The following is an 11,680-nucleotide window of genomic DNA, read 5'->3' as shown; positions in this document are numbered from 1 at the left end:
CCCCCTGAGCTGCCTGGCGCTCACTGCAGTCCTGTTTGCCGCAGCTTTCGTGGTTTACCTCAAGTACGCAGCCCTGGCTCCCGAGGACAAGGCCCTTCTGGCTTCCTATTTCGGGAAGGCCAGAAGTCCGCGGTTTCAGGCAGCGCTCCGCTATATTCTTTCCTGAACGTGCCTGACCAGTTCCGCTTCCTTTGATCTGGAGGGCGATCCCCCAATAAGGCTTGAAGATGGGAATAGTTACTCGTCCGGTCGTGTGGCTGTCCCTGGTCCTGGCTGCCGGGCTTGCAGTGGTGCAATGGCCGAACCTCCGGGATCTCGCTACTTACGGCGCGACGCGGGTGTTACCTCTCGAGGAGCGGCTGTTTGCCGCCGGCAAGTATCAGCGGCGGGTGGCTGCGCACCGCGCCGAGTCTTTTTCGGCCGATCAACCACTGGTGGTGTTCCTCGGCGACAGCCTGACCCAGAACTTTCCCCTGGAGCGCCTCCTCCGGCAGCCCGGTCTTGTCAACCGGGGGATCAGCGGCGATACCACGCGGGGCGTTTTGCAGCGACTGGATACCCTGCCCAACGGATCGTCGAACGACGTCTGCTTCCTGATGATTGGCTACAACGACCTCAAATACCGGGCCGACTCGGAGATCCTGGCCAACGTCCGTCGTTTGGTCGAGGCCTTGCTGGCCCGCGCTGGGGAAAAGGGGACGGCAAGCGTGGTGGTCCAGAGCATCCTGCCGGTGGCGTCCCGCCGCAGCTGGGCCAACCAACGGATCCGGCGGCTGAACGAGGGGCTGGCCGCACTGTGCCAAGAGCGTGGGCTGCAGTTTTTAGATTTGCACTCAACGTTCTTGAACGTCGGCCAAGGCGGCATCGATCCGGCACTTACCGAAGGCGGAGTGCACCTTAATGACGAGGGCTATCGGCGCTGGGCCAAAGGGGTCGCACCCCTGGTCAAGGCGGTGCTGGCTGGACCGGAGGCCAAGACGCCATGAACTTGCGCAAGGCGAGGAACGACCTGGGTAAGCTCCTGAGGAGGATAGTGGTAGCCTACTACCGACTCATGGGGGTGGAGGTCGGGAAGGGGGTGTTCATCAGCTTGGGGGCTTCTCTGGATGTCCGTCGCGGCCATCTCAAGATCGGCGACGGTGTTAGTATCACCGATGGCTGCAAGCTGCTTTCTCACGACAGGACGGCTGCACGACTCCGTCCCGGGGATTCCGGGGCGCGGACCACGGTGATCGGCCCCCGGGTCTTCATCGGCATGAACTGCGTGGTGCTGCCCGGGGTAACCATCGGCGAGAACAGCATCATCGGGGCTGGCACGGTGGTGAGCAAAGACGTGCCTCCCGGATCGGTGGTGGTGGGCCAGCGCATGCGTATCATCAAGCGCTTCGATGAGACGACCCAGACGTGGCGACGGCACGAGGAGGAGATCTGAGCTCGTCCTATTCCCTTGCCGCCAGCCCCAACAGCGCCGCCGCCACCTGCTCCTGGTCCTCTTTGCGCAGATACGGGTGCATGGGCAGGCTGAAGATCCGGCGGGCGTGGTCCTCGGCCACCGGGAAATCGCCCGGCCGGTAGCCGAGGTTGGCCAGGGCCGCCTGCCGGTGCACGGGCAGGGGGTAGTGGATGGCGTAGGGGATGGTCGCGGCCGTAAGGGCGGCCAGGGCCGCGGATCTCGCCTCCTCGCTGGCGGCAAGGAGCGAGTACTGGGCCCAGGCCGAGCGGCGATCCGCCGGCACGGCCGGCAGGACAAAGGCGTCGCCGGCCGGTGCCAGCAGCTCCTGATAGCGGTCCGCCGCCGCCTGCCTGAGCTCCAGCTCCTCCGGAAAGATCTCGATCTTGGCCAGGAGCACCGCGGCCTGCAGGGTATCGAGACGGCCGTTCAGGCCCAGGCGGATGTGCTCGTAGCGGTGGCTGCCCTTGCCGTGCTGGCGGATGGAATCCAGGTCGGCCGCCAGGGCCTCGTCGTCGGTGAAGCACATGCCGGCATCGCCGTAGGCGCCCAGGGGCTTGGCCGGGAAGAACGAGGTGCAGCCCACCAGCCCCTGCCGGCAGCTCCGCTCCCCCCGCAGCTCGGCACCGAAGGACTGGGCCGCATCCTGGACCACCGCCAGGCCGTGCTGCTTGGCCACCCTCCCCACGCCATCGTAGTCCGCCAGCACCCCGAAAAGATCCACGGTCAGCACTGCCCGGGGCTCCAGGCTCAGTGCCTGGCGCGGCAAGGGATGGCGGCGGGCATCCGCCGTCTCCAGGGCCAGCACCGCCTCTTCCAGGGCGCCGGCGGAGAGATTCTGGGTCGCCGGGTCGATGTCCACAAAGACCGGCACGGCCCCCAGGAGGCGGATGACCTCCGCGGTGGCGAAGAAGGTGAAAGGGGTGGTGAAGACCGCGTCGCCGGGACCGATCCCCAGGGCCATGAGGGCCATGAGCAGGGCGTCGGTGCCGGAGGCGCAGCCGATGGCGTGGCGCACGCCCACGAACTCGGCTAGGCGCCGCTCCAGGGCCGCCACCTCAGGGCCCATGATGTACTGGCCGTGGTCGAGCACGGCCCGGAGATTGGCCTCGATGGTCTGGCGCAGGCGGCGCTGCTGGGCGGCAAGATCGATGAATTGCATAGGCTCAGGGTAGTTCCTCTGGAGGAGGGATAACAAAGGGGCGGGACACGCCGGCTCGACAAGACAAGCGCCTCTCCGGCGGTGGCTGGTGGACAGGTTGTCCAGTGCCCTTGTTCCGGAGGGCATCATCCCAGTCGCGGTCAGCTGTGGCCCTGGTCATATCCGTCTGGCCTCGGCCCTGATCCGCTGGCCGATGCCCGGCTTCAGGGCGCTGGCCAGAACCAGGTCCACCTTCACCCCCAGGCGATCGGTCAAATAGTTCTCCATCTCCACGAACTGGAACAAGGAAGGGGGGGTTCGGAACGTGACCAATAGATCGAGGTCGCTGCCTGGGTGCTCTTCACCTCGAACCGTGGAGCCGAAGAGATCCATGGTGGCAAGGTGATAACGCTGCGTCAGATAGGGCATCTCCTGGCGCAGCCGGGCCAGAATGTCCGGATGGTCTTGGTCCATGCTCACCCCTCGCGTAACGTGGCCATCATTAGTACGCGCTTGGTCTCAGTTGTCAAACGGGCCCGGCCCAGGCTCCCGAGCGAACGGCACCCCCGGCGCCCAGGTGCCGCCGCGTCCGCTCGATTGGTCCGGCCGCTCTCCGTCTGATACCGAACAACTAACGCGATCTCGACGCCCTGACCGCGTCCACCAGATCACGGGTCGTGACCGAAGTTTTGACCCCGGGAACATCAAAAGGTGACACGGGAGTCTTCTTCAAGAAAAGAGAGAAGATCTCTCCGCCCTTGCGCTTGATGACCACCTCTTCTTCGCGGGCAATATCCAGGAGACGCGACAACTGCTGTCTGGCCTCGGAGTATGTGTAGACCTTCATTCTAGACCTCCAGGATCTTGATGCCGATCTTGACGCCTACCGTTCGCAAGTGACGATCAAGAGTCAACAATGGGCAGCGAAATCCTGCTGCGCATTCGAGAAAGTATGCATCATAGGCATATATGCCGTGGTTTGCGGCGGCGAGCAAAGCGTCTTCGATATCGACAGGCTTCAAATCAACAGGAATAGACCGACAGACAGCCCAGGCTGCCAAGGCTTCATCTCGGGACATTCTCTTTCGCTTCACCAGAGCAGACAGGGCGTTGCCAATTTCGAAGGGCAGGATTGCCGGAGCGATCAGTTCGTGACCAACGGTTCGGGCAATGATCGCACTCCTTTCCGGCTCATTAAGCGCCACCGCCAAGAAAACATTGGTATCAGCAACGATCTTCATGTCCGCATTGTACGTGCTGGGTCGGTTTTGTCAAACGAGCACCCCCATCGGACTCATGTGCTGCCCCCCAACTTCACAAACGCGCCGGCGCTTCGGAGGCAGCCGAGGATCTCCTGCTCCAGACGATACTGGCAGCTCTGCACCGGGCCGGTGGCCTGGTCCAGGCGCGCCCAGCCGGTGGGCGCCAGCCGGGCATGGATGGCGCCGCAGTTGTAGCCCAGGCAGAAGACCGGCTTGACCAGGAGGCGGCAGCCGCCGGCAGCCAGGAAGGGGCAGCCGCCGTCGGCGCCGGGCGCGAGGCGTATCTCCGCCCCCAAGAGGCGGTTGAGGAGGAGCAGGATGACATCGGCGGCCTCGCCCATCTCGGCGCTGCAGCAGCCGCCTCCCGGTCGGGAGCCGCAGGCGGCGCACAGGCCGGGCAGTCCGAGATCGGTCATGACCTGGGCGAGGGCTGTCAGATGATCGGCCAGCTCGGCCAGGCCTGCCAGGCCGCTGCCGGCCGCGGCCCATTCCGCCCGGGCCCAGGGCAGCAATGCCTCCGCCTGGCGCAGCTTGTCGGCCAGGGGGGCTTCGTCCAGGCGGGCCAGGCGGGATGGAAGGCTCATCGGCGACACCGGGCGGGCTGCTCCAGCAGCCACAGCACCCAGCCGTCCTCGCGGAGGCGGCGCCGGCAGCAGACGCCGGCCGGCAGGGCGGCCAGCAGGTCCGGCTCCATTTCACTGCGGAATCCGGACAGGATGTGCCAGCGGGCCTGCCAGAAGGCTGGCCGGGCCATGAGGGCCAGGAGCAGCTCCCGGTAGAGGTTGGCCACGATCAGGTCGGCCTCTTGGACAGGCCAGGTCTGGCGCAGGTCCACCTGCCGGACCCGGACCCGGCCGGCGACGCCGTTTCGGGCGGCGTTGGCCCGGGCCACGGCGCAGGCCAGGGGGTTGTGGTCGAAGGCCTCCACCGTGAGGTCGGGGTGGCGGAAGGCAGCGGCCACGGCCACGATGCCGGTGCCGGTGCCCAGATCGGCCAGGCGTCGCACCCCGCAGCCGGGATCGGCGAGCAGCTCCAGCACCAGGGTCAGGCAGCACCGGGTGGTGGGGTGGCTGCCGCTGCCGAAGGCAACCCCCGGATCGAGCCGGATATCCGCCGGCCCCTCGGCCCAGACCGGCGCTATGGCAAGGCCAGCCACCGAGAATGGCGTGAGGGGCCGGCCCGCCTCCCAGTCCTGGTAGTCCAGGTCGGCGCGGTAGGTCACGGCCGCGCCGCTGGCTTGGCACAGGGCCTCGACCAGTGCCTCCTTGGGCTGGTGGAAGAAGAGCACGGTGTGGCCGTCCTCCTCCCAGACGCCAATGAGGTCCGGATCGTCCACCGCCGGCAGGCCGATCCGGTCCAGAAAGGAGATGTGCAGGCGCTGGTAGCGCTCGTAGGGTGGACGGAGCATGGCGAAGAGCTCTCGATGACGCCGGAAACGGTGCTCGGCTCGGCACGGCCAGGCGCGGCCGGCAGCATACCCCGGGGGCGGCCGGCGAGCAAGGGCCGGGGAACGGATCAGGGGCCTTCGGTCAGGGTCAGGACCAGCTCGGCCCGGCAGCCGGACACCCCGCCGGTGGCGGTGGCGGCGAGCAGCGCGGGCAGCCGTCGCAGCCGCTCCGGCGGCAGGCCGGACACCTCCAGCAGGAAGGTGCGTACCGCCTCGGCCCGGTCCTCGGCCAGGCGGATCAGCTCCGGCTCGCCGATCGGCCGCCGGCGGGGCGCTGGCCCCTCCTGGGCGGCAGGGGCGGCGCGGTCCTGCTCCGGATCCGCCAGGCCACGGACGGTGAGAAGAAGACGCGGCCGGCCGGCCAGCATCTCGCCCAGCCAGGTCAGCTGCGCCAGGGCGATGTCATCGAGCAGGGCCGCGCCCGGGGCGAAGCCCACCCGCTGGCGGGCCGATGGATCGTCGCTGTCCAGGCCGCCGGCCGGCAGGAGGGCGAAGGGCGACACGGCCGCCTTGAGCACCTGGCTGCGGGCGGCCCTGAGGGCAGCCTGGACCAGGGGCAGCGGCTCCTGGCCGGCAATGGTCCGGACCGCGACTGGTATCCGGGTCACGCCCTCGGCATCGGTCCAAAGGGCCAGGGCCAGCGGCAGGGGCAGGGCGTGGCCCCGGTGATCGCTGGGGTGAAGCTCCAGGCCGGTGGCGGCGATGGACAGCTCCCGCCAGAAGCCGTCCGGGCGCGCGCCGAACGAAACTGTCATCTCCGCCCGCGCGCCGGCAACGGCCAGCGGCAGCTCCCGCTCCACCCAGGGTGCCAGGGCAGCGAGGTCCCAGTCCGTTACCTCCAGGCGGCCGGCCAGCTCCGGTCCACCCTCCGGCCGGGTGATCTGGCCCTGGCACCGGAGTGCGGCCCCGGGGGCCAGCCGGCCCTGGGCGAAGAAGCCGGTGACCGCCCCAGGCTGGCGCGTCAGGTTGTCGGCCGAGGCCGAAAGGCCCTCCACGGTCATCTTCAAGGCCGGCTCCAGGCGCTGGTCGGTCACGGTCAGGGTGCCGTCCTCCACCTCCAGGTGGGAGACGGTCACCGGCAGCTGGGGGGCAGCGGCTGGCGGAGGAAAGAGCCCGGTCGCCGCGCTGCCGGTGGTGCTGGCCGGCCATTGCAGCCGGGGGGCACGGATGGCCAGACGGCTGATAGCCAGGGCTGGCGGTCGGCTGTGGACGACGATCCCCTCGGCCACGCCTTCCTGCCAGGCGAGGAGGGGACCGTCCGGGCCCGCCGCTGCCGTGGCAGTGGGACCGAGACGGGCCTGGCCGGCAAAGGCGCAGATCCGGCCGCCGGCTGCAGCGGGCGAAACCGACAGCTCGCCCTGGGCATCGAGTCGGGCCTGGCTGATCCCCGGGCGCCACCAGCCGGCGAACAGCTCCGGCCGCGCCGCCAGATCCAGGTCCGCCACCTCGAGCCGGAAGCGGCCGCTGGCCAGGGACGGGTCGGTCTCGCCTTCCAGGCGCAGGCGGCCGCCCTGCAGTGTGCCGGCCACCCGCAGGGTCATGGGGGTCCCGCCGGACGCGGACAGGGGGCCCAGCTCCAGGGTCGCCGCCTCAAGGAACCAGGGTGGGAGGCTCTCGCTATCGCTCACCAGGACCCGAATAGCGGCCGGCGACAGCGTCAGGGACTGGCCCTGCAGACGCCAGCCGGGCAGGATGCAGGCTGGCCATGGATCTTCCCCTGAGGCGAGGCTGCCGGCGGCCGGCCGCCAGTCCAGGGTGAGATCGCCGCCCTGGGCGGCCAAGTCCCCGAGGTCCAGGATCCCGTCGCTGCCCAGGCGGCCGTTCTCCATCCGGGCCGCCGGCAGGTGCAGCCAGGCCTGGCCGGCCCTGGTCGCGGTCAGGTCCGCGAGGTCTGCCGTCAGATCGGCCAGCTGCCAGAAGGGTTGGCCATCGCTGCCAGCGGTCATGGTCAGGTGGCCAGTCGCAGTGGCCGCCCCGGTGACACGGGGGCCGGCGTCATCCGGCCCCGGCACCAGCATGGCCAGAGGCAGACCGGAGGCGGCGAGGTCGGCCGCCAGCCGGAACGGCTGCCGGCGGACCTCACCGGTCAGGGTCACGGCCAGGCCGGCCTCCGCGCCGGCCGCCAGCGTCACCTCGGCCGGGGCGGCCGGGTCCGCGCGCAGACCCCGGAGGCCCAGGTGGAGATGAGAGAGGATGGCCTGGCCCCCGGGATCGAGCAGGGAGCCGTCCTGCAGGTGGACCTCATCGGCCACCGTCCCGGCCCACAGGACGGCAGCCGGCAGGGCCTTGTGGGCCGCATCCAGGGCGGTCTGGTCGCCGGCTGCGGCGGCCGGCAGCTGCAGTTGCGGCTCCTGCCAGTCCAGCCTGGCAAGACGCCAGGCGGCGGCCAATGGCCGCCAGTCATCCACCATCGCCTGGCCAGCCGCCGCTGTGAGCCAGGGCCGGCCCTGGCGGTCGCTGATGGCGGTGCGACCCAGCCGGGCCCGCACCGCCAGGGACAGGGAGCCCAGGCGCCCGGGCGCCAGCGGCAGCCGGCAGACCAGATCCAGGTCGGCCTGGCCGGTCCAGGAGCCGGACTCCCGGCGGCCAGCCGGCAGCAGCGGGGAGAGGAGGCCCAGATCGAGGCCGGTGATGCCACCGCGGAAGAGGAGATGCTGGGGATCGGCCGGCTCGGCCGGCAGGGTGGTCAGGGTCAGGGGCCGGCCGGCCAGGCTGGCCGCAAGCCGGCCCTGGGCCCGGCGGGAGCCGAGGCCGGCCAGGGCCAGCTCCTCAATCTCCAGCACCAGGCCCTCCGGCCCCTGGGCGGGCAGCACGGTCAGCCGGCTGTGGCGGACCGCCAGCTCGCCCAGGGCCGGCAGCGGCCAGGGCAGAGGCAAGCGGTCCTGGCCGGATGGCAGCCGGATGGCAGGCAGGATCGTCCCGGAGGGCTGCTGCTGGCAGGCCAGGCGCAGGTCGTCCAGCTCAAGCCGGGTACGGGGCCGGCCGGCAAGCACCGAGCGCCAGTCCAGCTCCAGGACCAGGGACCGGAAAGCGAGGGCCGACATGCGGCCGGCGGCCGCCGGGGCGCCGATCCGGCCGCCCGTGAGCCGCAGGCGCAGGGCAAGAGGATCAAAGGCGGCGTAGTCCAGGGACACCGGCTGCCGGAGAAGCCCTGCGAGCCGGGGCGGCCCGGCCTGGGTCAGGAGCCAGGGCACGGCGAGGCCCAGGCCCAGAAGGCCGAGCCCGGCCAGGAGGACGAAAAGGGCGGCTACGGAAAGGCCCCGGTGCCAGGGATGGCGGCGGATGCGGCGGTTCGGGGTCCGCCGGCGGCCGGGCGAGACCGGCGGTGGACCGCCGCCGAGGGCCGTGGTGGTGCGGGAATCCTGGGACGGGGTAGGGGACATGGGGAGGCCGACCAGAGGTTTCGATGTGCCGCCGCGGGCGCCAAGATGGCGGCTGAGCATGCCCGGGGGGCGGGGCCGCATTTCATCCTTGGCAAGCTGCGGTGGATCTTGTTAAGGTAGCAAGAATACTCTGAAAGCTTTTGACTGCAAACTCAGTGGGTTACAGGTGCGATCATCATGAAGATCTCCCAGGAGCCGGAAAGAGGACCCGAGGAGCGACGGCGGCACACCCGGGTGCGCAAGGATCTCAAGGTTCGTTTTTCGCCCTTGTGGGACCTTGGGGCCGAGTCCTGGTCAGGAGAGGGGGTGGTCGTCGATCTTGGCGGCGGGGGCCTGCGCTTCCTGACCGCCCGGGATGTCCGGCAAGGCATGCAGCTCATTCTCCGGATGGAGTTTCCCGGCTGGGCCGAGCAGGAGGACGACTGGCAGCCGCGGCCAAGCCAGTCCGAGATCGGCGTTCTCAAGGTTATCGGCCAGGTCCTGCGGGTGACGGCCAGCGGGCAGCAGAATGGTCACGCCGAGGTGGCGGTGCGCTTTTCCGGCCGGATCCGGCTGTAAGCCATCGAGGCGTATGGGCGGGGAGACAACCCGAGGGGGGAGGGTGCAGAACATGCCTGCGGCGAACAAGCCCGAGGTCTTCCTGGAGATCACCTCCGGCTCCTTCCGGATCGCGACCACCGATGTGATCTACCACATCACCGTGGTGGCCGAGCAGGAGTCCAGCGCCACCCGCGTCGTGGAGCGGATCCTGGCCGCTGAGCCCCCGGCCGCGCCGCCGCCGGTCCCACCGCCACCGCCGCCTGCTCCGGCTCCCGAGCCCGAGCCGACCGGCTTTGCCGAGGAGTCCTATTACAAGGACATCTCCACCGATCTCTACCGGGACATCGGCGGCCTGGCGCGCAAGCTCTCCAGCACCCTCATGACCATCCCTGCCGAGGACCGGCGGCTGAAGCGGGCCCAGCTGGACGAGGCCGGTGACAAGCTGGAGACCGCCAAGAGCCAGCTCAAGGACATCGTCGAGATGACCGAGCGGGCCACCATGGAGATCATGGACTCGGTGGAGAAGATCCAAAGGGAGACGATCGCGGCCCGGGATCTGCTCTCCCATCTCAAGGACCACCACGCCTTCCGGGATCAGGAGCTGCCCGAGGGCGAGCTTTATGCCGTCGCACCGGTGCCATCGTCCCTGGGGACGGAGCTGGCGGAGCTGCGGGGCCTGGCGCAGGAAGCCAGGGGCATCATCGCCTCCCTGCGCACCCCCGGCGAGCCGGCGGCTCCCATGCCCGCCGCCGACCGCCTGGATTTCCAGCTGGATGTCATCTTCCAGACCCTGTACGAGTTCTGCACCAACGAGGGGGTCAAGAAGCATCTCAGCACCGCCCGCCAGAAGGCGGCGGAGATCTTCGTGACGGAGACCTTCCAGGGCGGCATGAATGCCGTGGCCGCAGGAATGGCTCCCGACGGGGACAACTTTCTGAACATCCCCCTGGACAGCCTGCTGGATGTGCTGGCCGAGGCCTGCCAGGCGGAGGCCTTCCGCAAGCTGGTGGGCAAGATGAAGGAGAACCGGGCCTCCATCTTCCTGGACAGCACCCTGCCTATCGAAATGCCGCCCCTGGTGCCGGCCGCCGGCCAGATGGCGGCGGCAGCCGAGGAGGGCATCCAGGCCTCGGACAGCCGCCTCCAGGACCTGGATGACCTTCTGGGGCGCAGCCTCAAGCGATTGGCCGGCATGATCGACCGGGAGGCGGTGGGCAGCGAGTCGGCTCCCGCCACCTTCGCCTACGCGCCCATGACGCGGGAGGCGCGGGACGAGATCCTGGACAAGGTGGGGGCGGCCTTCGGCATGGTGGCCGGCATCAGCGAGGATGTGGCCCGCATCCTCGAGACCTTGAGCTTTCAGGATCTGTCCGGCCAGCAGATCATGAAGATCATCAAGCTGCTGACCGATTTCGAGGTCCAGCTCCTGGCCATCGTCGTCTCCTTCGGCTCCCAGCTCAAGAACCGGGAGCAGAACCGGGGCCTGACCGTGGAGGAGAGCAAGGCCCTGGCCCAGAAGGACGTGGACGACCTCATGGGCGGTCTGTCCGGCGAGGCCGTGGGGGAGAAAGGGATCCTGGACCAGGACACCGTCAACCGGATGCTGGCCGGGATGGGGTTCTGAGCCGAGGGCAGGCCGGTCCTGGGCGGAGGATCCGGGGCACCGCCGGCTCGCCCGGTGGCGGGCCGCCGCCAGCGCAGAAAGACCGAGCTGTTGGCTGGGTTGAGTAGGCTTGCCCTTGATTGGGCGCGGGGGCGGCTGTTCGTCAACCCGGAGGATTTCCGGATTGCTGAACAGATTTTCCTGAAATCCGGAACGTTCTGAATCAGCTGGCCAATCCCAGGTGCTGGCTCACGGCCTGGCTGGTCTGATAGTCCAGAAACGCCACCCCGGCCTGGAAGGTACCGTCGGGGACCCGATCGGCCCAGCGGATCTGCCCCAGCCCCTGGAAGGCAGGCCGGGCGAACCCCTCACCGAAGGTGAACAGCACCATCTTCTCCGCCGGCAGCGAGGTGGGGGTCTCGACCCGCATGCCGCCGATGGACAGATCCACCGTATGGGCCTGGTCAGCGAGGATCTGGCCCTGGCCGTTCCCATTGGCGGCGGCAAGAGCAACGCTCACCCGGCTGGGCAGCCGGGGGTAGCGGCGCCGGCCGTCGGTGAACAGGATGCCCCGCTCCTCGGCCCGGGCCCGCTGCAGCTCACAGCTGCGGCGGAAATGCTTGCAGGAGGCGAACTCGAGCGTGCGGCAGAAGGCGTCGATGTGGTCCGGCAGGGGGATGAACACCCCGGCACCGGTCATCATACAGTCATGGCGGCGGAGGTCCCAGTACGGGCAGCAGTCCTTCATGGTCGGTCCCCCGGTGGAATGCGGCACGGCATGCGCTCTTGTGGCGGCGGGCCTGTCATCGCCATGGTGGCGATACGACGTTTGTCTGGGTCAACAAGGTTTGCAA

General features: G+C 69.2%; 12 protein-coding genes. 4 read left to right on the top strand and 8 right to left on the bottom strand.

All coding sequences use genetic code 11. The features are described 5' to 3' along the window. Window positions 1–227 precede the first annotated feature (227 nt). The gene (locus AB1634_02905; GenBank protein MEW6218466.1) at window positions 228–986 is read left to right on the top strand and encodes a GDSL-type esterase/lipase family protein; all 759 of its coding nucleotides are present in this window, start codon (window positions 228–230) and stop codon (window positions 984–986) included. Next, window positions 983–1,432: an acyltransferase gene (locus AB1634_02900; protein MEW6218465.1), complete on the top strand. Its 450-nt coding sequence runs from the start codon at window positions 983–985 to the stop codon at window positions 1,430–1,432. The genes AB1634_02905 and AB1634_02900 overlap by 4 nt, the downstream gene beginning before the upstream one ends. Before the next feature lie 7 nt (window positions 1,433–1,439). On the opposite strand, the gene AB1634_02895 is transcribed toward AB1634_02900, so the two are convergent. From AB1634_02895 to AB1634_02865, 7 genes are all read right to left on the bottom strand, one after another. After that, a complete protein-coding gene (locus AB1634_02895) occupies window positions 1,440–2,612 on the bottom strand; it encodes a DegT/DnrJ/EryC1/StrS family aminotransferase (protein MEW6218464.1) in 1,173 nt (390 codons plus the stop codon). Window positions 2,613–2,768: 156 nt separating this feature from the next. Continuing rightward, entirely contained in the window at window positions 2,769–3,065 is a 297-nt protein-coding gene (locus AB1634_02890) for a nucleotidyltransferase family protein (GenBank protein MEW6218463.1), read from the bottom strand. Between the two features lie 157 nt (window positions 3,066–3,222). After that, complete coding sequence (locus AB1634_02885; protein MEW6218462.1) at window positions 3,223–3,438, bottom strand: type II toxin-antitoxin system Phd/YefM family antitoxin; 216 nt, start codon at window positions 3,436–3,438, stop codon at window positions 3,223–3,225. A gap of 1 nt (window position 3,439) precedes the next feature. Then, window positions 3,440–3,832, bottom strand: a complete 393-nt coding sequence (locus AB1634_02880) for a type II toxin-antitoxin system VapC family toxin (protein ID MEW6218461.1) — start codon at window positions 3,830–3,832, stop codon at window positions 3,440–3,442. Between the two features lie 53 nt (window positions 3,833–3,885). Continuing rightward, complete coding sequence (locus tag AB1634_02875) at window positions 3,886–4,437, bottom strand: hypothetical protein (GenBank protein ID MEW6218460.1); 552 nt, start codon at window positions 4,435–4,437, stop codon at window positions 3,886–3,888. Continuing rightward, window positions 4,434–5,261 carry a 50S ribosomal protein L11 methyltransferase gene (locus AB1634_02870; GenBank protein ID MEW6218459.1) on the bottom strand — a complete coding sequence of 276 codons (828 nt, stop codon included), beginning with the start codon at window positions 5,259–5,261 and terminating at the stop codon, window positions 4,434–4,436. Before AB1634_02870 ends, AB1634_02875 begins: the two co-directional genes overlap by 4 nt. A 107-nt stretch (window positions 5,262–5,368) precedes the next feature. Further along, window positions 5,369–8,683 carry a DUF748 domain-containing protein gene (locus tag AB1634_02865; GenBank protein ID MEW6218458.1) on the bottom strand — a complete coding sequence of 1,105 codons (3,315 nt, stop codon included), beginning with the start codon at window positions 8,681–8,683 and terminating at the stop codon, window positions 5,369–5,371. Between the two features lie 177 nt (window positions 8,684–8,860). Between AB1634_02865 and AB1634_02860 the strand changes: the two genes are divergently transcribed. Together AB1634_02860 and AB1634_02855 are read left to right on the top strand one after the other, a co-directional pair. Continuing rightward, a complete protein-coding gene (locus AB1634_02860; protein MEW6218457.1) occupies window positions 8,861–9,241 on the top strand; it encodes a PilZ domain-containing protein in 381 nt (126 codons plus the stop codon). Window positions 9,242–9,293: 52 nt separating this feature from the next. Further along, a complete protein-coding gene (locus tag AB1634_02855) occupies window positions 9,294–10,847 on the top strand; it encodes a protein phosphatase CheZ (GenBank protein MEW6218456.1) in 1,554 nt (517 codons plus the stop codon). A 202-nt stretch (window positions 10,848–11,049) separates the two neighbouring features. Here the strand turns inward: AB1634_02855 and AB1634_02850 are convergent, their stop codons facing one another. Next, window positions 11,050–11,574 (bottom strand): PilZ domain-containing protein, encoded by a 525-nt coding sequence (locus tag AB1634_02850; protein ID MEW6218455.1) that lies wholly within the window; start codon window positions 11,572–11,574, stop codon window positions 11,050–11,052. Window positions 11,575–11,680 lie beyond the last annotated feature (106 nt).

This window comes from Thermodesulfobacteriota bacterium (genome assembly GCA_040755095.1).
Lineage (GTDB): Bacteria > Desulfobacterota > Desulfobulbia > Desulfobulbales > JBFMBH01 > JBFMBH01.
Note: the sequence above shows the minus strand (reverse complement) of the source record. Positions and strands in the feature narration are given on the sequence as shown.